Origin of the sequence: Kluyvera sp. CHPC 1.251 (assembly GCF_036759945.1) — a bacterium.
Classification (GTDB): Bacteria; Pseudomonadota; Gammaproteobacteria; order Enterobacterales; family Enterobacteriaceae; genus Kluyvera; species Kluyvera sichuanensis.
In genome coordinates, this window is the sequence record NZ_JAPKIC010000008.1 from 105,930 (window position 1) to 129,645 (window position 23,716).

Consider the following 23,716-nt stretch of genomic DNA (forward strand, 5'->3'; position numbering starts at 1 on the left):
TAACTCCAGGCGCTTGACGGCGTCGGGCATGTTTTACGCCCAAATTCGGGTGATGAACGGTAAATGAGGCAACGAACGATGAGCGTAATCGGAATTGAAAAGCTGGAATTTGGCGTCGACGACCTGACGCACTGCGCCAAATTTATGCGCGACTTTGGCCTGAAGGGCGATGCCAACGGCCAGCATTTTACTACCCTGAGCGGCGCTCGCGTCGAGCTGAACCCGACGGAAAGCCCGGATCTTCCTCCGGCGTTTGAAGCGGGTAATACCTTACGCCGCATGACCTGGGCGGTCGCCAGCGCGCAGGAGCTGGAAGCATTAAGGCCAAAACTCGCCCAGCAGCCGGGCTTTCGCGAAGTGGACGGTGCCCTGGAGTGCCGTGACCCGAACGGGATGACTTTACGGGTGCAGGTGACCCAGCAAGTGCCGGTTGAGCTGAACGTTGAGCCGATTAACCAGTGGGGCGATGCTCGCCGCATTGATACACCAAGTCCGGTCTACAGCAGCGCTGAGCCTATCAACGTAGGCCACGTGGTGTTTTTCGTTGAGGAACTGGCGGCGGTAGAAGCGTTCTATCGCGATGTGCTGGGGTTCCAGGTGTCCGACCGCTATATCAACCGCGCGGTGTTCCTGCGCTGCGGCCCACGCGGCGGCCACCATAATCTCTTCTTACTGCAATTGCCGAATCGCAAACGTGGCCTCAACCACGTGGCCTTTACCGTGCGCGATATCCACGAAGTGATCGGTGGCGGTATCGCCATGAACAAAAACGCCTGGAGCACCTTTATCGGGCCGGGCCGCCATCCGGTATCGTCGGCCTACTTCTGGTACGTCAACAGCCCAACCGGCGGTGCGTTTGAGTACTACACCAACGACGACTACCTGACGGAAAACTGGCAACCGCGTGAGCTGGAGCATTCGCTGGTCTCCTTTACCGAGTGGGCGGTGGAAGGTGGCATCGATCACGACACGCGCCGTCAGCAGAAGAAGACGGAGGTCGTATGACGTCGCGCATTGTGATTATCGGTGGTGGCCAGGCGGGCGGCTGGGCGGCGAAAACCCTGCGTGACGAAGGCTTTGACGGTGAGATTTGTGTGGTAGCGGAAGAAGCCTGGGATTTCTACGAGCGTCCGCCGCTCTCTAAAGCCACGCTGCTGGAGCCGGATGCCACGCTACCGCGTTTGTTTAGTGATGACGTGCAGCAGGCGCTGAATCTGAACTGGTATCGCCCGCTACGGGCCGAGGCCATTCATCGTGAAACGAAAACGGTCGCCTTAAGCAACGGTGATTCGCTTCATTATGACCAGCTGTTGATTGCCACCGGCGGCCGGGCGCGCGTGCCGGGTAGCGCGTGGGCAGCACATCCGCAGGTGTACACTCTGCGCCACTGGCAGGATGCGCAGCAGCTGAAGGGGCGCCTGACTGCTTGCAAAACGCTGGCGATAGTCGGTGGCGGCTGGATTGGGCTTGAGATTGCGGCTTCTGCGCGTAAAAGCGGCGTGGCGGTCACGCTGTTTGAGCAGCAGCCTGCGCTCTGTATGCGTTCGGTGAGTGCCGAAGTCTCTGCGCGTCTGGCGGATATGCATCGCGAACAGGGTGTGGATATTCGTACCGGCTGTGGGGCGCTGGAGCTTGAAGATAACCACGGTCTGCCGACAATCCACTGTGATGGACAGCGTGAAACCTTTGATGCGGTGGTGGTGGGGATTGGTGTCAGTCTCAACCTCGAGCTGGCTGCTGGCGCCGGTCTGAATATCAACCGCGGGATCGTCGTTGATGCGCAGGGACGAACATCGGACCCGGCTATTTTTGCCGCGGGCGACGTGGCCGAACATCACCAGTATGGTCTGTGCATTCAGTCGTGGGCCTTTGCGCAGAATCAGGCAGTGGTGACGGCAAAAGCGATGCTCAATGCCGACGCCGCCGGGTATGACGAAGCGCCCTGGCTGTGGTCGGATCAATACCAGCACAACATCCAGATCCTTGGGATACCGCAGTCGGGCAGCAAAACGGTCGTCCGTGAAAACGCGCTCTTTTTCTCGCTGGATGACAACGGGCGGCTAACACAGCTGGTGGCGTTTAACGATGCGCGCACCGTGAAGCTGGCGAAACGCTGGATGGCCGCAGGACGGGATCTGTCAGACGTTCCGCTCGCTGACCCAACCTTTTCACTGATGTCATTGCGATAACCAACGCGCACCCTCAGGGGGGATAAATGGCCACATTCGAGACAAACACCGCGCCTGTACCGGCGAGCGGTGAGGGGACCTGTACGCCTGAAAAAGCCGTTCGCTGGGCGATTCCTCTATCGCTGCTGTCCTGCGTGCTGCTGGCATTTTTCGACAAAATCAGCATTGCTGCGCTCTTTTCTGACGGACATTTTCAACAGGCGATGGGCATTGATTTTGATACCACCCGCCTCGGCATTCTGATGAGCGCCTTTTTGCTGAGCTACGGTTTTTCTTCGGTATTTCTCAGCGGGCTGGGCGACAAAATTGCCCCGCTGCGACTGCTCACCGGGATGATGGCGGTGTGGTGTGTGCTGATGGTGGCGATGGGCTTTACCCATAACTACACCCTGATGATCGTGCTGCGCATCCTGCTTGGTGTTGCCGAGGGGCCACTGTTCCCACTGGCCTTTGCCATTGTGCGCCACAACTTCCCTCAGCATCTGCAGGCGCGTGCCACCATGTTGTGGCTGCTCGGCACGCCGGTTGGCGCAGCGATTGGCTTCCCGCTGTCCATATGGCTACTGAATACGTTTGGCTGGCAGAGCACGTTCTTCGTGATGGCGCTGCTGACCGTACCGGTGTTGATTTTTGTGCGTATTGGTCTGCGGGGGATTCGGCTGGACGTCAAGCCAGCGACCGCACAGGCGACACAGGAAGAGCGGCGCGAGGCGCGGCGCGAGCTGTTTGTCAGCCTGCATTTCTGGATTATCTGCATCTTCAATATCGCCTTTCTGACCTACTTGTGGGGTATTAACGGCTGGCTGCCGGGCTACCTGATTAAGGGAAAAGGTATTCACCTGGAACACGCTGGCTGGCTGTCGTCGATGCCGTTCATCGCCATGCTGGCTGGGGAAGTGATTGGCGCCTGGTTGTCGGACCGCGTCGATAAACGCGCGGCGGCCTGCTTTATCTCAATGGCGGGGGCGGGCGTGGGTCTGGCGGTGGTGATGCACTTGGACACCCCGCTGGCGATTATCGCAGCGATGAGCTTTAGCACCTTTATGTGGGGGACCGGCGCCCCGAATATTTTCGCGCTGCTGGCGAAGGCGACCCATCCACGGGTGAGTGCGACTGCCGGCGGCATCTTCAACGGGCTGGGAAACTTTGCCGGGGCGCTGTCGCCTGCGGTGATGGGGGCGCTCATTGCCTTTACCCACAGCATGGATTCCGGGCTGATTTTTCTGGCGGTGATGGCGGCGGTGGGCTGCGTCCTGTTACTGCCGCTGCTGAGACGTTACTGAGGAGAGTGTCATGACAGATTCAACCGTAACCGCAAAACCGGGCATTAAACCTGACAACCTGACGATGGGAGAGTGGGGCGAATCACGCATCGCCCGTTTTGAAGGCCGTAAGTACGACTGGAACGCGCTGAAATTCCAGGCCGACTATGACCCGAAATACCGCCGGGCGCAGATGCGCTATATCGGCACCGGGGCGACCGGCGTGGTGAGCGACACCAACACCGTGGCGGCCGAGCACTTCACCTTCTCCACCATGGTGCTGCCGTCAAAATGCGAAGGGCCACTGCACCTGCACGATGACGTGGAAGAAGTGTTCTTCATGCTGAAAGGCCAGATCACGCTGATGATTCAGGACGGTGATAGCTATATCGAAACGATCCTGCGAGAACGTGACCTGATTTCCGTTCCCGCAGGTATTTACCGCGGGCTGTTTAACCACGGCGAAGAAGAGGCGCTGATGTGCGTCATGCTGGGAACGAAGAAGCCGGAAACCCCGACCTACCCGGCCGATCATCCGCTGGCAAAAGTGAAGCGGAACTAAGGAGACGCTATGACGGATTTTCGTGAACAGGGTAGCGGTATTCCACTGATGCTGCTGCACGGCATCAGCTCCAGCGCGGCCTCATGGCATAAGCAGATGGCGCTGAAGGGCTTCCGCGTACTGGCCTGGGATATGCCCGGTTATGGCGAAAGTCCGATGCTTGATGTCGCGCGCGCCAACGCGGGCGATTACGCCGATGCACTGGCTGCTTTGCTCGATAGTGCGGGCGTCGAGCAGGCGGTGCTGGTGGGGCATTCGCTTGGTGCGCTGGTGGCCAGCGCCTTTGCGGCGAAATACCCCAACCGCGTGCTGCACCTGGTGCTGGCCGATGCCGCACAGGGCTACGGCCAGAGCACGTCCGAACAGCGTGAACAGGTCTGGCGCAGCCGCGAACAGCAAATTGCGCTGGGCGGGAACGTGCTGGCGCAAACCCGGGCGGCGAAGCTGCTGCATCCCGCCGCGCGTGAAGCGGATATCGCGAGCGTCGCCGCGGGCATGCGCCGACTGCGCGTTGAGGGCTATCTCGCCGCCGCCTGGATGCTGGCGCACGACGATATTCACGGCTGGCTTGAGCGCTACGGTGGTCAGTTCGAGGTCTGGTGTGGCGAGCAGGATGCTATCACTCAGCCCGAGTTAGTGCGCGGCCTGGCGATGCGTTACGGCATGCCGTTCACCGCGATTCCACTGGCCGGGCACGCAAGCTATCTCGATAACGAAGCGTTTTTTAATCAACTGCTTTTACGAATTGAACAAGAGGTGCGCGATGAATGCACAAATTGAAGGGCGCGTTGCGGTGGTCACCGGCGGGTCTTCAGGTATCGGTTTTGAAACGCTGCGCCTGTTGATGGGGGAAGGGGCGAAAGTGGCTTTCTGCGGGCGCGACCCCGACCGTCTCGCCAGCGCTCACGCGGCGCTGCAAAACGAATATCCCGAAGGTGAGGTGTTTTCATGGCGCTGCGACGTGCTGAAAGCCGAAGAGGTGCAGGCGTTTGCGAATGCGGTGAAAGACCATTTTGGCCCGGCAGACATGTTGATTAATAACGCAGGTCAGGGCTACGTGGCGCACTTTGCCGATACCCCGCGCGAGGCGTGGCTGCATGAAGCGGAACTCAAGCTGTTCGGCGTGATCAATCCGGTGCAAGCGTTTTTACCGCAGCTTGAACAGTCCGATATCGCGTCGATTACCTGCGTGAACTCGCTGCTGGCGCTTCAGCCGGAAGAACACATGATTGCCACCTCGGCGGCGCGTGCGGCGCTGCTCAACATGACCCTGACGCTGTCGAAAGATCTGGTGGAAAAAGGCATTCGGGTGAACTCCATTCTGCTCGGCATGGTGGAATCCGGGCAGTGGCAGCGTCGGTTTGCCAACCGCAGCGATAAGAACCAGAGCTGGCCTGAATGGACGGCGGATATCGCTCGCAAACGCGGTATTCCGATGGCCCGCCTTGGCAAGCCGCAGGAGCCCGCACAGGCGCTGTTATTCCTGGCATCACCGCTGGCCTCCTTTACCACCGGCGCGGCGCTGGATGTCTCCGGCGGCTTTTGCCGTCATCTGTAAGGAAGCCTCATGAAAAAGATCATGTTAATTGGCTACGGCGCGATGGCGCAGGCGGTGATTGAGCGTCTTCCGTCGCAGGTTGCCATTGGTTGGATTGTGGCGCGTGAGCCCCATCACGCAGCTATTCGTGAGCAGTTTGGCGATGTGGTAACGGCGCTGACGTCCCCGGTCGACTGTACTGATACGCCGGATCTGGTGCTGGAGTGTGCAAGCCAGCAGGCCGTTGTGCAGTTTGGCGAAGCGGTACTGGCGCGTGGCTGGCATTTGGCGGTGATCTCCACCGGTGCGCTGGCAGATAGCGCGCTTGAACAGCGCCTGAAAAATGCGGGCGGCACGCTAACGCTGCTTTCCGGCGCGGTGGCCGGAATAGACGGACTGGCGGCAGCGAAAGAGGGTGGGCTTGAGCGCGTTACCTACCGCTCGCGCAAAAGCCCTGCCAGCTGGCGTGGCAGCTATGCCGAGCAGCTTATCGATCTCAGTGCGGTCTCGGAAGCACAGGTGTTCTTTGAAGGCAGTGCGCGTGAAGCAGCACGGCTATTCCCGGCCAATGCCAACGTGGCCGCCACCGTTGCGCTCGGCGGTGTGGGGATGGACGAGACCCGCGTTCAACTGATGGTCGACCCGGCCACGAAACGTAACACCCATACCCTGCACGTTGAAGGGATGTTTGGTGAGTTTCATCTGGAGCTGAGCGGACTGCCGCTGGCCAGCAACCCAAAAACGTCCACCCTGGCAGCGTTAAGCGCAGTGCGCGCCTGCCGAGAGCTGGCACAACGCTGAGAGGCTCAAATGGATGAATTAACGATATTTGTCGGTGGCCACTGGCGCCACGGCGGCGGCGAGGTGATGCAGAGCACTTTCCCCGCAGATGGCTCTCTCAATGCCACGCTACACGCGGCGAGCCTTGAGGATCTGAATGACGCTATCGAATACGCAGACAAAGCATGGCGTGAACCGACCTGGCGCAACATGCTGCCGCATCAGCGCGCGAAGATCCTGCACAAAGTGGCCGATGACATTGAAAGCCGCCTCGATGACCTGGCGCGCATGCAGAGTTGTGACAACGGCAAACCGCTGGCGGAAGCACGCGGCCTGGTGATGAGCGCAGCGGCAACCGCCCGCTACTTTGCCGCTGCTTGCGAACTGCTTGAAGGCGAACTGCCGACACCAAGGCAGCCAGAACTGCTGACGCTCAGTCGCTATGAAGCTATCGGCGTGGTGGCGGCGATTACGCCGTGGAACTCGCCGATTGCCAGCGAAATGCAGAAAGTGGCACCGGCGATTGCCGCGGGAAACGCGGTGATCCTCAAACCTGCCGAAGCCACACCGTTGATGGCGCTGGAACTGGCGAGGATCTTCGAGCGAGCGGGTTTACCCGCTGGCCTGCTGAGCGTGCTGCCGGGCAAAGGTTCGGTCATTGGTGACGCGCTGGCGCGCCATCCGAAGGTGCGCAAAATTTCGTTTACCGGTGGGACTACCACCGGTCGCCATCTGGCCCACGTGGCGGCAGAAAAGCTTATCCCGACCTCGCTGGAGCTGGGGGGAAAATCACCGACCATCGTGCTGGAAGATGCCGACATTGAGCAGGCGGCGCGCGGTATCTGCTACGGCATTTTTAGCTCGGCAGGGCAGGCGTGTATTGCGGGCTCGCGGTTGTTTATTCATGAGCAGGTTTATGCCCCGCTGATGGCGCGTCTGCTGGAGCTGACGCGTGGTCTGCGAGTCGGGCATCCCTTTAGCCGCGATACGCACGTCGGGCCGCTGATTAATGATGCGCATCGTCAGCACGTACTGGAGTACGTCGAACTGGCGAAGCGAGAGGGTGGGCGTGTGCTGTGCGGTGGCGAGATCCCAGCGGATCCTGCGCTGTCGGCGGGCAGTTTCGTTTTGCCGACGATCATCGAAGGGCTGAAGAACAGCGATCGCGCCTGCCAGGAGGAGATCTTCGGACCGGTGCTGGTGGCGATGGCCTTCCGAGATGAAGAGACGCTGATTCGTGACGCTAACGATTCGGTGTACGGGCTGGCGGCGGGTATCTGGACGCGGGATACCGGGCGCGCGCTGCGCCTGAGCGAGCAGCTTGAAGCCGGTACGGTGTGGATTAACACCTACAAAGTTTTCTCCATTTCAACCCCGTTTGGCGGTTTTAAAGAGAGCGGTCTGGGCCGCGAAAAGGGTATTCAGGGGCTGAAAGCCTGGATGCAACAAAAGAGCATTTATCTGGCGACGGGTAATAGCGTCAACCACTGGTGCGACTAAGAAAGGGTGTGCAATGAGCGAAATGATAACCGTCGGCGACGCCATCGCCAGAACGCTGGAGCAGTATCACGTTGAGGCCATTTACGGCGTCATCTCTATTCATAACCTGCCGATTGCCGATGCAGTGGGGCAGCGCGGAAATATCCGCTTTGTACCGGCGCGCGGCGAAGCAGGTTCAGTCACCATGGCTGATGCTCATGGTCGTTTTTCCGGGCTTGGCGTCGCGTTGACCAGCACCGGTGCGGGCGCGGGTAACGCGGTTGGTGCGCTGGTAGAAGCGATGAACGCCTGTACGCCGATGCTGCATTTAACCGGCCAGGTCGAAAAGGCGTGGCTGGATGCGGATACCGGATTTATCCACGAGACCCGCGATCAGTTGACGTTCCTGAAGGCGAGTTCAAAGCGGGCTTATCGCATCAGCAACGCCAACCAGGCGATAGCGATTCTACATAAAGCGATTCAGGAGGCCCAGACGCCGCCGTGCGGGCCAGTATCGGTTGAAATTCCGATTGATATTCAAAGCGCTAAAATTCCGGCCTCGCTGGTGACTTCGCCGGTTAACGTGCAGTCGACGGCAAGCGTGGATAGCCGGACGGTAGAGGCGCTGTGGGCGCAGCTTAAGCAGGCGAAGCTGCCGCTGCTGTGGCTGGGCGGCGGGGCGTTGGCCAGCGCAGGCGCGGTGAGAAAACTTGCTGATGCTGGGGTGACGGTTATCTCCAGTACCCACGCGCGCGGTGTGCTGCCGGATAGCCATCGTGCGAGCCTGCGTGCTTTCCATAACTCGCCATCTATTGAAGCGGTGATCTCGGCCTGCGACTTTACGCTGGTAGCGGGGTCGCGTCTGCGTAGCAATGAAACGCGTTCCTGGACGCTGGAGCTGCCGCACCCTCGGGTACAGATTGACATTGACCCGGCGGCAGCTAGTCGTAATTACTTGATGGACAACACTATTATTGCCGACTGTTCTGCGCTGCTCTCTGCGTTGGCTGAAAAAGTACAGGGGCGTGAATGGGGGAATGCACAGTGGGATGCGCTGGTAAGTAGTGCCGTTGCCAAGGCAGAACAGGATTTGCGCGCACAGTGCGGTGAATATGCGAAGCTGAACGATGCTATCGCCAATGCGCTGCCGGAAGATGGCCTGCTGGTGCGTGACATTACCGTTTCAGGCAGTCTGTGGGGAAGCCGACTGTTTCGCGCAAACGGCCCGCTGATGAACATTCACTCCCTGGCGGGGGCGATTGGTATGGGGTTGCCGATGGCTATCGGTACGGCGATTGCTAATCCGCAGCGCAAAGTGGTGGGGCTGGTCGGTGACGGTGGCCTGAGCCTGAGTTTGGGGGAGCTGGCGACGCTGGCGCAGGAGAAAGCCAACGTGACGCTGCTTATCATGAACGACGGTGGCTACGGGGTGATGCGCGGGATTCAGGATAAATATTTTGGCGGTCGGCAGTATTACAACGAGCTGCATACGCCGGACTTTACGCTGCTGGCGCAAGCGATAGGTTTACAGGCCTGGAGCGTGGATCGCGCAGAGGATTTTAACGCTGTGATGACTGAAGCGCTGGCGATGCCGGGTCCGTCAGTTATCGAAGTCAAAATGGGACAGATTGGCGCGCTGAAATTTGCGGGCCCGCCGCAGAAGACGCTGTACTGAGGTGATATCCCCTCACCCCGGCCCTCTGCCCATGAGGGAGAAAATAGGGCGCTGGACGGTTCCCTCTCCCCTTTGGGGAGAGGGTTAGGGTGAGGGGAAAGCATTAAAACGCGTTAAACGGGTACTCGACGTAAACGCGTACTTCATTACCGCTGACGTTATAGTCGCTGGCGTTGCTGGAAACGCGCAGCACCGAATAGCGAACCTTAAACTTCAGATCTTTCGCCGGGCCGTTCTGGACCTGGTACTGCACCTGGTTAAACCACTCGTGCTCTTTACCGTTGTTGGTTTCCGCCGTTTTGATGTTATCGCCGCGAACGTACGCCGTGGTCCAGCTCAGCCCCGGTAAACCCAGCCCGCCAAAGTCCAGCGCGTAGGACGCCTGCCATGAACGCTCATCTTCACCGTTGAAATCAGACCAGTAAGAGTTCGCCAGCCAGATGGTATTGCCGCCGTCACCAACGCCGCCCTGGTTCTGGTAACCGCCGTAGTTGTATCCGGTACTGCCGCTGCTCTGCTGATAGGCAATTTTGAAGGTGTGAATATCCCAGATGTAGCTGGTGGCCAGGCTCCAGATGCTGTTGCTGCGACCGGTATCCAGCGAGTCGGCATATTCCTGCTCCAGGCGAGAGTTATAGCCGTTGAAGTCGAAGACCAGCTTCTGGTCTGCCGCCAGCGGCTGAGCATAGTTCAGGCCGAGGTACTGCTTGTTCAGCACGTCTTCGACATGGGAGGCGTACAGCGCGCCGCTCAGTTGGTCGTTAAACTGGTAGCTCGCGCCGCCGAAGGTGATGCTCTTCAGACCGCTGTTGTGGCTATCGTCGCTTTTACGCTGCTCGTCGGTGAAGTAACCGGCGTTCACTTCCAGACCGGCGATCTCTTTAGAGGTCAGCATGGTCCCGGTGAAGGTTTCATACAGCAGGCGAGAATCGTCGGCGTAGAGAATTGGCAGCGTTGGGCGCTGGTTACCGTAGCTCAGCACGGTATTGGAGAAGCGCATTTTGGCGGTGGCGCCGAATTTGGCTAAGTCAGATTTCGCACGGCCGTCGTTATCCTGGGCGAAAAAGTCGATGCCGCCAGCGCCGCTGTTACCGCGCCCGCCGTCCAGACGCACGCCGTACTGGGCGATACCGTCTACGCCGAAGCCGATAGGGCCCTGGGTGAAGCCGGATTCAAAGGTCGCGATAAAGCCCTGGCCCCATTCGCTCTTATCATGCAGCCCATCGCGATAGTCGCGTTTGATATAGGCGTTACGCAAAAAGAGATCCAGATGGCTGTCATCAATAAAACCCTGGCTGTCGGATTGTTGGCTCGCAAAAGCCGGCGCAGAGGCAATAATACTTAAAGCAATTAACGTTAATTTATTTTTCACGGAGGGAACTTCTCTGTTTATCTGACGGTCGAATTGTGTTTTTACAATTCGGATAGTCGCCTGAAAAAGTGTCGAAAGCAATCATTGTATGAATGGATGTGTCGCGGGGAGGTGCTCTGCAGGGTGCGTAGTGACTGGGTTTGATGAATGGCTATGGACTATTTAAAAATAAGGTAAAAGAACTTACTTAAAGGTAAATAGTATATTTTTTGTTTAATACCCAGGATAAATGTTCGAGCGTTACGGAGTTAGCTTATATATTTGACCAGGTCGACATCTACGTATATTTAACGGTTTGTGCGCTTAAATTATCAATTAATGCCGTTTAGCCATTATTAATATTTTTTGCTTATCAAAGCAAGGGGGCAATATTGCCCCCGAAATAATTATTTAATGCCGTCTGCCTGCAGGCGATCGCGAATATGCTGGGCGCGCTCCTGCGAAGCCGGGTGATCGTCAAACATGGAGCTTTGACGGCCATCCTCAAGTTTAGAGAGTTTCTCAAAGCTGGTGGCAAGCCCTGTCGGGTTGATCCCGCGTTTGCGCAGCAGGTCATAAGAGTAGTCGTCCGCCTCTGACTCCTGACGCTGGGAGAACTGCGAGTTCACCAGCTTCTCGCCAAGATCGCCAAGCTGCGACTGCGACAGGCTGCCGACGATGCCGCCAGCGGAAGCCGCCGCTGCGCGCAGGGCGTTAGTGCCAATCGCCACCTGCATCCCTTTCTTCACGTGACCGAGCGCAACGTGGCCCATTTCGTGGCCGACAACCGCTTCGACTTCATTATCATTCATCAGATCCATCAGGCCGCTATACACGCGAATGCAGCCGTTGGCCATGGCGAAGGCGTTGACATCTTTCGCCACGTAGACTTTGTAGTTCACCGGCTGGCCGTTAATGTTATCGCCGAGCGCCGCCGCAATCTTATTGAGCCGCTGTACATAAGCGCTGTTTGCCGGCGCAATGGTAGCCTTACTGTCCATATCCTTACAGGCCTGGTCGCTCAGCGCCTGAACCTGCTGATCGCTCAATGAAAATGCCTGCAAGGCACCGGTACTTGAGCTTAATAAACCATTTGAATCCATATTCTGGCAGCCGCTCAGCAGTAAAGTTGCGCCAAACGCCAGAACCATCGCCCGTTTTTTCATGAGATTGCTTCCAAAGTCGTTTATCTGAAAATGCCCTGGAACTGCGACGCCAGAGTTAGGCTAAGTATAAAGAATATCGCGGCTTACGGGCGAGGGGATTACATCTTGTTAACCTCTGTTCCAGAGATTTCTGAAGTAGCAAAAGGATGCTCCATGTACATGCTTTGTCGCATAGGTTACATTGTTGACACTTTTTTCTGGCAAAGCCCGTAACGTGCGCCTCTCGTGACGTTAGGGTTGCCTTCAACAGTCCGAACTGGAGTCAAAATGTCCTCACGTAAAGAGCTTGCTAATGCTATTCGTGCGCTGAGCATGGACGCAGTACAGAAAGCCAATTCCGGTCACCCGGGTGCCCCAATGGGTATGGCTGACATTGCCGAAGTCCTGTGGCGTGATTTTCTGAACCATAACCCGCAGAATCCGTCCTGGGCTGACCGTGACCGCTTTGTGCTGTCTAACGGCCACGGCTCCATGCTGATTTACAGCCTGCTGCACCTCACCGGTTACGATCTGCCGATCGAAGAACTGAAAAACTTCCGTCAGCTGCACTCCAAAACCCCAGGCCACCCGGAAGTGGGTTACACCGCTGGTGTTGAAACCACTACCGGCCCACTGGGCCAGGGCATTGCGAACGCCGTAGGTATGGCGATTGCTGAAAAAACGCTGGCGGCGCAGTTCAACCGCCCTGGTCACGACATCGTTGACCACTTCACCTATGCGTTCATGGGCGATGGCTGCATGATGGAAGGCATTTCTCACGAAGTGTGCTCCCTGGCCGGTACCCTGAAGCTGGGCAAACTGATCGCGTTCTATGATGACAACGGCATCTCCATCGACGGCCACGTTGAAGGCTGGTTCACCGATGACACTGCAAAACGTTTCGAAGCCTACCACTGGCACGTGATCCGTGGCATCGATGGTCACGATCCAGAAGCGATTAAACGTGCAGTAGAAGAAGCGCGTAAAGTCACCGACAAGCCATCCCTGCTGATGTGCAAAACCGTTATCGGTTTCGGTTCGCCAAACAAAGCTGGCACCCACGACTCCCACGGTGCGCCGCTGGGCGAAGCCGAAGTGGCGCTGACCCGCGAAAAACTGGGCTGGAAATACGGTCCGTTTGAAATCCCGGCTGACATCTACGCGCAGTGGGATGCGAAAGCCGCAGGCCAGGCGAAAGAAGCCGCATGGAACGACAAGTTCGCCGCTTACGCTAAAGCTTTCCCGCAGGAAGCTGCAGAATTCACCCGTCGTATGAAAGGTGACATGCCGTCTGACTTCGACGCGAAAGCAAACGAATTCATCGCTAAGCTGCAGGCTAACCCGGCGAAAATCGCCAGCCGTAAAGCTTCCCAGAACGCTATCGAAGCCTTCGGTCCTCTGCTGCCAGAATTCCTCGGCGGCTCCGCTGACCTGGCGCCTTCGAACCTGACTATCTGGTCCGGCTCAAAAGCGATTAACGAAGACACCGCGGGTAACTATATCCATTACGGCGTGCGTGAATTCGGTATGACCGCGATTGCCAACGGTATCTCGCTGCACGGTGGTTTCCTGCCGTACACCTCTACCTTCCTGATGTTCGTTGAATATGCCCGTAACGCGGTGCGTATGGCTGCGCTGATGAAGAAACGCCAGGTGATGGTCTACACCCACGACTCCATCGGTCTGGGCGAAGATGGCCCAACTCACCAGCCGGTAGAGCAGATCGCTTCCCTGCGCGTGACCCCGAACATGAGCACCTGGCGCCCATGTGACCAGGTTGAATCCGCGATTGCGTGGAAATATGGCGTAGAGCGTCACGACGGCCCAACCGCGCTGATCCTCTCCCGTCAGAACCTGGCACAGCAGGAACGTACTGAAGCGCAGCTGGCGAACGTGGCTCGTGGTGGTTACGTACTGAAAGACAGCGACGGTCAGCCGCAAATCATCCTGATTGCGACCGGTTCCGAAGTTGAGCTGGCTGTTGCTGCTTACGAAAAACTGACCGCAGAAGGCGTGAAAGCGCGCGTGGTTTCCATGCCGTCCACCGACGCATTCGACAAGCAGGACGCGGCTTACCGTGAATCCGTACTGCCGAAAGCGGTCTCTGCACGCGTCGCTATCGAAGCGGGTATCGCGGACTACTGGTTCAAATACGTAGGCCTGAACGGCGCCATCGTCGGCATGACCACCTTCGGTGAGTCTGCGCCAGCGGATCTGCTGTTCAAAGAGTTCGGCTTCACCGTTGAGAACGTTCTCGCGAAAGCGAAATCACTGCTGTAATCCGTAGTGAAAGATGAAAAGGGCCGCGAAGCGGCCCTTTTTTTATGCTTCAAACGCTCTTTGGCGCGATGAATTATTTGGTCGCGATAAAGGGGACGGTGCCGTTGGGGAGCATCGTGGTAGGTAATTGTCCATCCCAGCGCTCTGCAGTGGTAAGCGCAACAAGGCCCGGGTTATCCCGCAGTGCTTGACCGCGCAGGCGAATAGCTTCCGCTTCTGCCGCACCCTTCAGGCGAATCTTCTCCGCTTCGGCTTTGGCTGCTGCCAGGCTACTTTCTGCCGCCGCTTGTGCTTGCGTAATGGCAATTTGCGCCTGAATTTTTTCGGTTTCCAGATTCTGTTTACGCGTGGCGATAGCCACCTCGGCTTTCATCCTGTCTTCGATGGATTTCTCATAGGCATCGGAGAAATCGATGCTTTCAATCTGCACGCTGTCGATCACGACAGGGCCGACGATGGCTTTTTTCATCGCGTTTTGCATATCGGCAACCAGCTTCGTGCGATCCTGTACCGCACTGATTGCAGTGTATTGACCAAAGACGTTTTCCAGTTGCGTAGGAAGTTGGCGGACAATAAGGCGCTCTTTTAACGCATCCAGGGTGTTGTAGGTGGCATACACCTTTCCGGCTTCAGATGGTGGGATGTGAAAACTGACCGAAACGGTCATTTGCGCGGGTTGCTGGTCGCGACTGTAGGCCTGAAGCCCCTTATAAACGACGGCCTGGTTACGCGTGGAGATCTTCTCGACGGTCTCAATAAAAGGGAGCTTAAACCCTAAACCAGGGTCGGCCACTTTCACAATCTTACCGTAGCGGAGCAGAATGCCGCGCTCACCTTCGTTAATGGTGTAATAAGAGAGAAACAACAGGAATAAAATCACCACCCCGCCAATAGTCAGTGCGGCTAACTGGCGGGGATTTTGCGCCATTTTTAGTTCAGGTTTTTTCATGGGTATCATCCTTGAGCAAACCAGAACAATGACATAGTGGAAACAGAACCTGCCAGTGCGGAGCGTTAAATTCGGAATTTATTGGGGGGACGTAGGAATAATGTCATGAATAAATTCGCTGGAGCATCCCCTTAGCAGACTAAGATCCCGGAATGATTATTCCAGTGAAAATGTGACGAACATCAGATAAATGGTCAATCCATCTGGACAATCATTCCTTTTATTCCTTGTTTCGCTTATTCTAGCTGAAGCGTTTCAGTCGATAAATTGTTCGACATTTAACCAATCAGTCACTGTTTGTGGCGGGTGAGGTTTCCCAAAGCGTTTGGCTGCATTACTCTGTTTGCCACTTTGCATCGGGACAACCTTGCAGGAGACCTATGACCGTACGCGTAGCGATTAATGGCTTCGGTCGCATTGGACGTAACGTGGTTCGTGCTTTGTATGAATCCGGACGCCGTGCGGAAATCACCGTGGTGGCAATCAACGAACTGGCAGATGCTGCGGGCATCGCGCACTTGTTGAAATATGACACCAGCCACGGGCGCTTTGCCTGGGATGTTCGCCAGGAGCGTGAACAGCTTTTCGTCGGCGATGACGCCATCCGTCTTCTGCATGAGCGCACTATTGAAGCGCTGCCCTGGAAAGAGCTATCGGTTGATGTCGTGCTAGACTGTACCGGCGTATATGGCAGCCGCCATGACGGCGAAGCCCATATTGCCGCCGGCGCGAAGAAGGTGCTCTTTTCACATCCTGGCAGCAACGATCTCGACGCCACCGTCGTGTTTGGCGTTAACGAACATGAGCTGTGCGCCGAACACCGTATCGTGTCCAACGCCTCCTGTACTACGAATTGTATAATCCCCGTCATCAAATTGTTGGATGATGCCTATGGCATTGAATCGGGTACGGTCACGACCATCCACTCCGCGATGCATGACCAGCAGGTGATTGACGCCTACCATCCCGATTTACGCCGTACGCGTGCGGCTAGCCAGTCGATTATTCCGGTAGATACTAAACTTGCCGCGGGCATTGCCCGTATATTCCCGCAGTTTGGTGACCGCTTCGAGGCGATTGCGGTGCGAGTACCGACCATTAACGTGACGGCAATTGACCTGAGCGTGACGGTGAAAAAGCCAGTAAAAGCAAATGAAGTCAACCAGTTGCTGCAAAAAGCAGCACAGGGTGCATTTCATGGTATAGTTGACTATACGGAATTACCGTTGGTCTCAACTGATTTTAACCACGATCCGCACAGCGCCATTGTCGATGGCACGCAGACGCGGGTGAGTGGGGCGCATCTGATCAAAACGCTGGTCTGGTGTGATAACGAATGGGGCTTTGCTAACCGAATGCTCGACACCACGTTAGCAATGGCCGCTATTGGTTTCAGGCTCGACGCTTAAGCGTCGACAAAACTTTAAGTATCAACGAGAGGATTCACCATGTCTGTAATTAAGATGACCGATCTGGATCTGGCTGGTAAACGCGTTTTCATCCGTGCGGACCTGAACGTACCAGTTAAAGAAGGGAAAGTAACCAGCGACGCACGTATCCGTGCTTCACTGCCAACTATCGAGCTGGCGCTGAAACAGGGTGCGAAAGTGATGGTGACTTCTCACCTGGGTCGTCCGACCGAAGGCGAGTACAATGAAGAATTCTCTCTGCTGCCGGTTGTTAATTACCTGAAAGACAAACTGTCTGCTCCGGTTCGTCTGGTTAAAGATTACCTGGACGGCGTTGAAGTTGCTGCCGGTGAGCTGGTTGTTCTGGAAAACGTTCGCTTCAACAAAGGCGAGAAGAAAGACGACGAAGCACTGTCCAAAAAATACGCTGCACTGTGCGACGTATTCGTGATGGACGCATTCGGTACTGCACACCGTGCACAGGCTTCCACCCACGGTATCGGCAAATTTGCTGACGTTGCGTGCGCAGGCCCGCTGCTGGCCGCTGAACTGGACGCGCTGGGTAAAGCACTGAAAGAACCAGCTCGCCCAATGGTGGCTATCGTTGGTGGTTCTAAAGTTTCTACCAAACTGACCGTTCTGGACTCCCTGTCTAAAATCGCTGACCAGCTGATCGTTGGCGGTGGTATCGCGAACACCTTCGTTGCTGCTCAAGGCCACAACGTGGGTAAATCCCTGTACGAAGCTGACCTGGTTGAAGAAGCTAAACGTCTGCTGACGACCTGCGATATCCCAGTCCCAACTGACGTTCGCGTAGCGACCGAGTTCTCTGAAACTGCGGCTGCAACCCTGAAATCTGTAAACGACATCAAAGATGAAGAGCAGATTCTGGACCTGGGTGACGCGTCTGCAGAGAAACTGGCAGAGATCCTGAAAAACGCAAAAACCATCCTGTGGAACGGCCCAGTTGGCGTGTTCGAATTCCCGAACTTCCGCAAAGGTACTGAAATCGTTGCTAACGCTATCGCAGACAGCGATGCGTTCTCCATCGCAGGCGGCGGCGACACCCTGGCAGCTATCGACCTGTTCGGTATCGCTGACAAAATTTCCTACATCTCCACTGGTGGCGGTGCATTCCTCGAATTCGTGGAAGGCAAAGTACTGCCAGCAGTAGCAATGCTCGAAGAGCGCGCTAAGAAGTAAGCCATTCAAGGGCAGGGAAACCTGCCCCATTTTCAGCGCGCTTTATAGAGCTCGCACCTTTTCTAACGGCCGAAGATACAGGACTACGTAACATGTCTAAAATTTTTGATTTCGTAAAACCAGGTGTTATCACCGGTGATGACGTACAGAAAGTTTTCCAGGTAGCAAAAGAAAACAACTTCGCTCTGCCAGCAGTTAACTGCGTTGGTACTGACTCCATCAACGCCGTTCTGGAAACCGCTGCAAAAGTTAAAGCACCGGTTATCGTTCAGTTCTCCAACGGTGGCGCTGCGTTCATCGCAGGTAAAGGCGTGAAAACTGACGTTCCTCAGGGCGCTGCAATCCTGGGTGCTATCTCCGGTGCGCACCACGTACACCAGATGGCTGAACACTACGGTGTTCCAGTAATCCTGCACACTGACCACTGCGCTAAGAAACTGCTGCCGTGGATCGACGGTCTGCTGGACGCGGGTGAAAAACACTTCGCGGCTACCGGTAAGCCACTGTTCTCTTCCCACATGATCGACCTGTCCGAAGAGTCCCTGCACGAAAACATCGAAATCTGCTCCAAATACCTGGCGCGCATGTCCAAAATGGGCATGACTCTGGAAATCGAACTGGGTTGCACCGGCGGTGAAGAAGACGGCGTGGACAACAGCCACATGGACGCTTCTGCACTGTACACTCAGCCAGAAGACGTTGATTACGCTTATACCGAACTGAGCAAAATCAGCCCACGTTTCACCATCGCAGCTTCCTTCGGTAACGTACACGGCGTGTACAAACCAGGTAACGTGGTTCTGACCCCAACTATCCTGCGTGATTCTCAGGAATACGTTTCTAAGAAACACAACCTGCCGCACAACAGCCTGAACTTCGTCTTCCACGGCGGTTCCGGTTCTTCTGCTCAGGAAATCAAAGACTCCGTAAGCTACGGCGTAGTGAAAATGAACATCGATACCGACACCCAATGGGCAACCTGGGACGGTATCCTGCAGTACTACAAAACCAACGAAGCTTACCTGCAGGGCCAGCTGGGCAACCCGAAAGGCGAAGACCAGCCGAACAAGAAATACTACGATCCACGTGTATGGCTGCGTGCAGCTCAGGCGTCCATGATCGCTCGTCTGGAACAGGCTTTCACCGAACTGAACGCGAAAGACGTTCTGTAAGATAAACCTGATTCTTGACCAAAAGCCCGCTGCATAGCGGGCTTTTTTATTGCCTTTTCAATATGATGGGCTGGTATAAAAATGTGATCGGCTTGGCAAAATACTGATTTTTTGTTTACCCTTTATACCTGCCTGTACTTTTACGGGTCGTTTTTAGTTTCCCATCCGGGTATCCATAAGGAATATTGAATGGAAGATTTAAACGTTGTCGATAGCATAAATGACGCTGGCTCCTGGCTGGTGCGCAACCAGGAACTCCTGCTGAGCTACGCCGTCAATATCGTCGCGGCGATTGCCATCCTTATCGTCGGTATGATTGTGGCGAGGGTTGTCTCTGGCACCGTCAACCGGCTGATGCTGGCGCGTAAAATTGATGCCACCGTAGCGGATTTCCTCTCCGCGCTGGTACGCTATGCGATTATCGCCTTCACGCTGATTGCCGCACTGGGTCGTGTCGGCGTGCAGACCGCCTCAGTGATTGCCGTACTGGGTGCAGCCGGTTTAGCCGTTGGTCTGGCGCTGCAGGGCTCGCTCTCCAACCTGGCTGCTGGCGTATTGCTGGTGATGTTCCGTCCGTTCCGCGCGGGTGAATACGTTGATCTCGGCGGCGTTGCTGGTACCGTGCTCAACGTGCAGATCTTCTCGACCACCATGCGTACCGTGGACGGTAAAATTATCGTGATTCCGAACGGTAAAATTATTGCCGGCAATATTATCAACTTCTCTCGTGAGCCTGCGCGCCGTAATGAGTTCATTATTGGCGTCTCTTACGATGCGGATATTGATAAGGTTAAGCAGATCCTGACCCGTATTCTTGAAGCGGATAACCGCATTCTCAAAGACCGCGATATTACCGTGCGCTTAAATGAACTGGCGCCGTCTTCAGTGAATTTTGTTGTGCGCGCCTGGAGCCTGAGCGGCGACCTGCAAAATGTCTACTGGGACGTGCTGGAGCAAATTAAGCGTGAGTTCGATGCCAACGGCATTAGCTTTCCTTACCCGCAGCTAGACGTGCATATGAAGCCGGGTAACGCTGCTCAGCAGTAACCGCTTCTAAGCAGTAATAAGGCCGGGCTGATGCCCGGCTTTTTTATGGGCGACGTAAACGTCTTATCTGGCCTATATTGGTCCGCGTACGTTAAAAATAATTAGATAAACTTATTACTGATTAAAAATATCAATTTCCGCTAATGATCTTATCGCGTTATAGTCAGCGCCATTCCTGAACTATCTGAAGAAAACTATCGTGATATCTTACTATTTTCAAGGGCTTATGCTCGGTGCTGCGATGATCCTACCGTTGGGGCCGCAAAATGCTTTCGTCATGAACCAGGGGATCCGTCGTCAATATCACCTGATGATCGCCTTACTTTGCGCCGTTAGCGATCTGCTGTTGATCTGCGCCGGGATCTTTGGCGGTAGCGCGCTGCTGACGGCTTCGCCATGGCTGCTGGCGCTGGTGACCTGGGGCGGCGTCGCGTTCCTGCTGTGGTATGGATTTGGGGCGCTGAAAACCGCGATGGGCAGCAATATTGAGCTAGCGACTGCTGAAGTGATGAAGCAGGGGCGCTGGAAAATTATCGCCACCATGCTGGCGGTGACCTGGCTTAACCCGCACGTCTATCTGGATACCTTTGTGGTACTGGGCAGCCTCGGCGGCCAACTGGCGGAGGAGCCAAAACGCTGGTTTGCGCTGGGCACGGTTAGCGCCTCTTTCCTGTGGTTCTTCGCGTTAGCACTGCTGGCAGCCTGGCTTGCTCCACGTTTACGTACCGCTAAAGCACAGCGTATTATTAACCTGGTTGTCGGCGTCGTGATGTGGTTTATTGCATTTCAGCTGGCAAAAGAAGGTGTCGGACATCTGCATGCGTTGCTGAACTAGGTCTCATCTGATGGACTTTCCCCTGGCAACGGCTAAGCTTGCAGGCAAGACCCCGTTGTCGGGTGATAACCAAGGAGATACAACAGTGAAGTTTAAAGTGATGGCTCTGGCTGCAGTAGTTGGGTTTAGCGCAATGGCGGTACAGGCAAATGAATTGCCAGACAGCCCACATATTGTGACATCGGGTACGGCGAGTGTGGATGCGGTTCCGGATATCGCGACGCTTGCCATCGAAGTCAATATTGCTGCCAAAGATGCCGCGAGCGCGAAAAAACAGGCCGACCAGCGTGTCGCGCAATATCTCTCCTTCCTCGAGCAGAACGGCGTAGCGAAAAAAGATATCAGCTCCGCGAACCTGCGTACCCAGCCGGATTATGACTATCAGAACGGTAAAAGCGTGCTGAAAGGCTATCGTGCGGTGCGCACCGTGGAGGTGACGCTGCGTCAGTTGGATAAACTGAACTCATTGCTGGATGGCGCACTGAAGGCCGGGCTGAACGAAATCCGTTCCGTGTCGCTGGGCGTGGCTCAGCCTGATGCCTATAAAGATAAAGCGCGTAAAGCGGCTATTGAAGATGCGATTCATCAGGCGCAGTCGCTGGCAGCAGGCTTCCATAGCAAACTGGGGCCGGTATATAGCGTGCGTTACCACGTCTCTAACTATCAGCCGAGCCCGATGGTGCGGATGATGAAGGCGGATGCAGCGCCAGTTTCGGCGCAGGAAACTTACGAGCAGGCGACGATCCAGTTTGATGACCAGGTGGATGTGGTGTTCCAACTCCAGCCTGAGCAAGCTGCTGCTCCTGCGGCTCCAGCCGCAACTCCAGCGCCTGCTGCAAAATAACAGGTAGGGTGCAGGGGGCTGTGCTTGGTCGCTCCCTGTGCCCGCTTAGTTAAGGAAAAAATTTAATCCTGACGCAGTACCTTATGGCCATAAGCCAGCAACGCATCCGTCACCTTCCGCATCATCCGACTCTCCGGCGCAAACCGGTGCCAGTACAGCATCCGACGCTGGAACAGTCCAGGCGTCAAGTCAATCAGCTCCCCGCTTGCCAGCTCTTTCTCGATCTGTAAATGCGGGATCATACAGCAGGTCGTCCCCTGACGAGCCAACTGTACAAACGCTTCTGACGAGTTCACGATATGGCACGGCACGCTGCCCGGCGGCAGATCGAAGTTTTGCTGTAAAAAAGCCTGATGCATATCGTCCAGATGATCGAAGGCCACGGCGGGGGCCTTTAGCAGCGCAGAGCGGGTCACCCCGTTAGGGAAATAGCGTTCAGCGAACGCTTTTGACCCCACAAACAGATAGTCGAGCGCCCCGAGCTGATCGACCAGACAGCTTGGCAGCGCTTGTGGCTGAATACTCACCGCACCAACCACTTCACCGCGACGCAGGCGCTCCTGGGTACGGGTTTCATCTTCTACTTGCAAATTCAAACGGATAGGGGAGTTGGCCAACACGTCGGCTAGCGCCGGCAGCAGCCAGGTTGCCAGACTGTCGGCGTTGACCGCCAGCGACAGCAGCAGCGGCGTGGAGCCGGTTTGCTCATCGCCAAGCCACTCCTCTTCCAGCAGCTCAACCTGACGCAGCAGCGCCAGCAGCTTCTGCCCCTGTTCCGTTGGGCGCGGCGGCACGGTTCGCACCAGCAGCGGCTGACCGAACATGTTCTCCAGCTGCTTAATGCGTTGGGAAACGGCGGACTGAGTGATGCACAGTTTCTGCGCGGCGCGTTCAAACCCACGTTCCCTGATAACGGCATCCAGCGCCTGTAGTGTTCTGTAGTCCGGACGTTTCATTGCTTTGAGGTACTCCCCTATAGGTGTTATCTGCACTATGACATAAATTTACCCGATATACAGACGAAAATGGTTTGCAGTTTACTGTGATGAACATCACGTGTTGGGCACCTGCTTCATCGCACTCGGCCTGAGGTTTCCCGGTTGCTCGAATTGTTCCAGGGTTATGTTCTATAATGCGCGGCAGTTGATGACACCACAGGCGAAACGATCATGACGCAGGATGAACTGAAAAAAGCAGTAGGCTGGGCAGCACTTCAATACGTACAGCCGGGTACGATTGTCGGTGTGGGCACGGGGTCTACCGCGGCGCACTTTATTGACGCGCTGGGCACGATGAAAGGACAAATCGAAGGGGCGGTATCAAGCTCAGATGCCTCTACCGAGAAGCTGAAAAGCCTCGGCATTACCGTTTTCGATCTGAATGAAGTCGACCGTTTAGGCATCTACGTTGACGGTGCAGATGAGATCAACGGCCACATGCAGATGATCAAAGGCGGCGGTGCAGCGCTGACGCGCGAAAAAATCATTGCCTCCGTCGCGGACAAATTTATCTGTATCGCTGATGCTTCCAAGCAGGTTGATATCCTGGGTAACTTCCCGCTGCCGGTTGAAGTGATCCCTATGGCTCGTAGCGCCGTGGCGCGTGAGCTGGTGAAACTGGGCGGTCGTCCTGAGTATCGTCAGGGCGTTGTGACCGATAACGGCAACGTGATCCTTGACGTGCACGGCCTGGAAATCCTCGATGCCATCGCGCTGGAAAACGCGATTAACGGCATTCCTGGTGTGGTCACCGTGGGGCTGTTCGCGAACCGTGGCGCGGACGTCGCGCTGATTGGTACCGCCGACGGCGTGAAAACCATCGTGAAATGATCTGGCCGGGGGGAAAATACAATTTCCCCCATTTTTTTTATGTGGGCTAAATTCGGTGACTTGTGTCACATTTTTGCGTCACACATTATTAACATCCCACGTTTATCTTTTCACTTAGCATTTTATGCTGGCATTTCCCGCTGCATGACATTTCCTCATCACCCCGAC

Annotated in this window: 21 protein-coding genes; 17 read left to right on the forward strand and 4 right to left on the reverse strand. The window is 55.9% G+C overall.

Annotation, left to right across the window (positions count from 1 at the left end):
- Positions 1-78 precede the first annotated feature (78 nt).
- Genes V6940_RS16225 through V6940_RS16265 form a run of 9 tightly spaced genes read left to right on the forward strand, consistent with a single transcriptional unit; the run spans position 79 to position 9,484 of the window.
- Positions 79-1,005, forward strand: a complete 927-nt coding sequence (locus tag V6940_RS16225) for a VOC family protein (RefSeq protein ID WP_333496534.1) — start codon at positions 79-81, stop codon at positions 1,003-1,005.
- A complete protein-coding gene (locus V6940_RS16230) occupies positions 1,002-2,189 on the forward strand; it encodes an NAD(P)/FAD-dependent oxidoreductase (RefSeq protein ID WP_333496535.1) in 1,188 nt (395 codons plus the stop codon). The genes V6940_RS16225 and V6940_RS16230 overlap by 4 nt, the downstream gene beginning before the upstream one ends.
- A 26-nt stretch (positions 2,190-2,215) precedes the next feature.
- Entirely contained in the window at positions 2,216-3,472 is a 1,257-nt protein-coding gene (locus tag V6940_RS16235; protein WP_333496536.1) for an MFS transporter, read from the forward strand.
- A gap of 10 nt (positions 3,473-3,482) precedes the next feature.
- A complete protein-coding gene (locus V6940_RS16240; protein ID WP_333496537.1) occupies positions 3,483-4,013 on the forward strand; it encodes a cupin domain-containing protein in 531 nt (176 codons plus the stop codon).
- Positions 4,014-4,022: 9 nt separating this feature from the next.
- Positions 4,023-4,793, forward strand: a complete 771-nt coding sequence (locus V6940_RS16245) for an alpha/beta fold hydrolase (protein ID WP_333496538.1) — start codon at positions 4,023-4,025, stop codon at positions 4,791-4,793.
- Positions 4,777-5,571, forward strand: coding sequence for an SDR family oxidoreductase (locus tag V6940_RS16250; RefSeq protein ID WP_333496539.1), 795 nt, complete (start codon positions 4,777-4,779; stop codon positions 5,569-5,571). The genes V6940_RS16245 and V6940_RS16250 overlap by 17 nt, the downstream gene beginning before the upstream one ends.
- Positions 5,572-5,580: 9 nt before the next feature.
- Positions 5,581-6,351 carry an aspartate dehydrogenase gene (locus V6940_RS16255; RefSeq protein ID WP_333496540.1) on the forward strand — a complete coding sequence of 257 codons (771 nt, stop codon included), beginning with the start codon at positions 5,581-5,583 and terminating at the stop codon, positions 6,349-6,351.
- 9 nt (positions 6,352-6,360) lie between these two features.
- A complete protein-coding gene (locus V6940_RS16260) occupies positions 6,361-7,830 on the forward strand; it encodes an aldehyde dehydrogenase (protein WP_333496541.1) in 1,470 nt (489 codons plus the stop codon).
- A 13-nt stretch (positions 7,831-7,843) separates the two neighbouring features.
- A complete protein-coding gene (locus V6940_RS16265; protein WP_333496542.1) occupies positions 7,844-9,484 on the forward strand; it encodes a thiamine pyrophosphate-binding protein in 1,641 nt (546 codons plus the stop codon).
- A 103-nt stretch (positions 9,485-9,587) separates the two neighbouring features.
- Here the strand turns inward: V6940_RS16265 and V6940_RS16270 are convergent, their stop codons facing one another.
- The gene (locus V6940_RS16270; protein WP_333496543.1) at positions 9,588-10,856 is read right to left on the reverse strand and encodes an OprD family porin; all 1,269 of its coding nucleotides are present in this window, start codon (positions 10,854-10,856) and stop codon (positions 9,588-9,590) included.
- Positions 10,857-11,242: 386 nt separating this feature from the next.
- The gene (locus V6940_RS16275) at positions 11,243-12,001 is read right to left on the reverse strand and encodes a M48 family metallopeptidase (RefSeq protein WP_220439522.1); all 759 of its coding nucleotides are present in this window, start codon (positions 11,999-12,001) and stop codon (positions 11,243-11,245) included.
- Positions 12,002-12,268: 267 nt separating this feature from the next.
- On the opposite strand from V6940_RS16275, the gene tkt reads away from it, so the two are divergent.
- Positions 12,269-14,260 (forward strand): transketolase, encoded by a 1,992-nt coding sequence (gene tkt, locus V6940_RS16280; RefSeq protein ID WP_333496544.1) that lies wholly within the window; start codon positions 12,269-12,271, stop codon positions 14,258-14,260.
- 73 nt (positions 14,261-14,333) lie between these two features.
- Here tkt and V6940_RS16285 read toward each other — a convergent pair whose 3' ends face one another.
- Positions 14,334-15,188, reverse strand: coding sequence for a prohibitin family protein (locus V6940_RS16285; protein ID WP_442910827.1), 855 nt, complete (start codon positions 15,186-15,188; stop codon positions 14,334-14,336).
- Positions 15,189-15,589: 401 nt separating this feature from the next.
- Here V6940_RS16285 and epd point away from each other — a divergent pair, with 401 nt between their 5' ends.
- The 6 genes from epd to V6940_RS16315 all read left to right on the forward strand — a co-directional run bounded on the left by epd (position 15,590) and on the right by V6940_RS16315 (position 21,719).
- The gene (gene epd / locus V6940_RS16290) at positions 15,590-16,618 is read left to right on the forward strand and encodes an erythrose-4-phosphate dehydrogenase (RefSeq protein ID WP_333496546.1); all 1,029 of its coding nucleotides are present in this window, start codon (positions 15,590-15,592) and stop codon (positions 16,616-16,618) included.
- A 39-nt stretch (positions 16,619-16,657) separates the two neighbouring features.
- Positions 16,658-17,821, forward strand: coding sequence for a phosphoglycerate kinase (gene pgk / locus V6940_RS16295; protein ID WP_333496547.1), 1,164 nt, complete (start codon positions 16,658-16,660; stop codon positions 17,819-17,821).
- 92 nt (positions 17,822-17,913) lie between these two features.
- Positions 17,914-18,993 carry a class II fructose-bisphosphate aldolase gene (gene fbaA, locus V6940_RS16300; RefSeq protein WP_185669879.1) on the forward strand — a complete coding sequence of 360 codons (1,080 nt, stop codon included), beginning with the start codon at positions 17,914-17,916 and terminating at the stop codon, positions 18,991-18,993.
- 189 nt (positions 18,994-19,182) lie between these two features.
- On the forward strand, positions 19,183-20,040 hold the full coding sequence (locus tag V6940_RS16305; RefSeq protein WP_333496548.1) for a small-conductance mechanosensitive channel MscS: 858 nt from the start codon (positions 19,183-19,185) through the stop codon (positions 20,038-20,040).
- 199 nt (positions 20,041-20,239) lie between these two features.
- Entirely contained in the window at positions 20,240-20,875 is a 636-nt protein-coding gene (gene argO, locus V6940_RS16310; protein WP_220439517.1) for an arginine exporter ArgO, read from the forward strand.
- Positions 20,876-20,960: 85 nt separating this feature from the next.
- On the forward strand, positions 20,961-21,719 hold the full coding sequence (locus V6940_RS16315) for an oxidative stress defense protein (RefSeq protein ID WP_333496549.1): 759 nt from the start codon (positions 20,961-20,963) through the stop codon (positions 21,717-21,719).
- A gap of 62 nt (positions 21,720-21,781) precedes the next feature.
- Here V6940_RS16315 and argP read toward each other — a convergent pair whose 3' ends face one another.
- A complete protein-coding gene (argP, locus tag V6940_RS16320) occupies positions 21,782-22,675 on the reverse strand; it encodes a DNA-binding transcriptional regulator ArgP (protein ID WP_035896251.1) in 894 nt (297 codons plus the stop codon).
- Positions 22,676-22,888: 213 nt separating this feature from the next.
- On the opposite strand from argP, the gene rpiA reads away from it, so the two are divergent.
- Entirely contained in the window at positions 22,889-23,548 is a 660-nt protein-coding gene (gene rpiA / locus V6940_RS16325; protein WP_047347933.1) for a ribose-5-phosphate isomerase RpiA, read from the forward strand.
- The last annotated feature ends 168 nt before the right edge of the window (positions 23,549-23,716 follow it).

Excerpts from the sequence above, each read along its gene's own strand:
- V6940_RS16225 (WP_333496534.1), top strand. The coding sequence starts at position 79 with ATGAGCGTAATCGGAATTGAAAAGCTGGAATTTGGCGTCGACGACCTG.
- V6940_RS16230 (WP_333496535.1), top strand. The coding sequence starts at position 1,002 with ATGACGTCGCGCATTGTGATTATCGGTGGTGGCCAGGCGGGCGGCTGG.
- V6940_RS16235 (WP_333496536.1), top strand. The coding sequence starts at position 2,216 with ATGGCCACATTCGAGACAAACACCGCGCCTGTACCGGCGAGCGGTGAG.
- V6940_RS16240 (WP_333496537.1), top strand. The coding sequence starts at position 3,483 with ATGACAGATTCAACCGTAACCGCAAAACCGGGCATTAAACCTGACAAC.
- V6940_RS16245 (WP_333496538.1), top strand. The coding sequence starts at position 4,023 with ATGACGGATTTTCGTGAACAGGGTAGCGGTATTCCACTGATGCTGCTG.
- V6940_RS16250 (WP_333496539.1), top strand. The coding sequence starts at position 4,777 with ATGAATGCACAAATTGAAGGGCGCGTTGCGGTGGTCACCGGCGGGTCT.
- V6940_RS16255 (WP_333496540.1), top strand. The coding sequence starts at position 5,581 with ATGAAAAAGATCATGTTAATTGGCTACGGCGCGATGGCGCAGGCGGTG.
- V6940_RS16260 (WP_333496541.1), top strand. The coding sequence starts at position 6,361 with ATGGATGAATTAACGATATTTGTCGGTGGCCACTGGCGCCACGGCGGC.
- V6940_RS16265 (WP_333496542.1), top strand. The coding sequence starts at position 7,844 with ATGAGCGAAATGATAACCGTCGGCGACGCCATCGCCAGAACGCTGGAG.
- V6940_RS16275 (WP_220439522.1), bottom strand. The coding sequence starts at position 12,001 with ATGAAAAAACGGGCGATGGTTCTGGCGTTTGGCGCAACTTTACTGCTG.
- tkt (WP_333496544.1), top strand. The coding sequence starts at position 12,269 with ATGTCCTCACGTAAAGAGCTTGCTAATGCTATTCGTGCGCTGAGCATG.
- V6940_RS16285 (WP_442910827.1), bottom strand. The coding sequence starts at position 15,188 with ATGGCGCAAAATCCCCGCCAGTTAGCCGCACTGACTATTGGCGGGGTG.
- epd (WP_333496546.1), top strand. The coding sequence starts at position 15,590 with ATGACCGTACGCGTAGCGATTAATGGCTTCGGTCGCATTGGACGTAAC.
- pgk (WP_333496547.1), top strand. The coding sequence starts at position 16,658 with ATGTCTGTAATTAAGATGACCGATCTGGATCTGGCTGGTAAACGCGTT.
- fbaA (WP_185669879.1), top strand. The coding sequence starts at position 17,914 with ATGTCTAAAATTTTTGATTTCGTAAAACCAGGTGTTATCACCGGTGAT.
- V6940_RS16305 (WP_333496548.1), top strand. The coding sequence starts at position 19,183 with ATGGAAGATTTAAACGTTGTCGATAGCATAAATGACGCTGGCTCCTGG.
- argP (WP_035896251.1), bottom strand. The coding sequence starts at position 22,675 with ATGAAACGTCCGGACTACAGAACACTACAGGCGCTGGATGCCGTTATC.
- rpiA (WP_047347933.1), top strand. The coding sequence starts at position 22,889 with ATGACGCAGGATGAACTGAAAAAAGCAGTAGGCTGGGCAGCACTTCAA.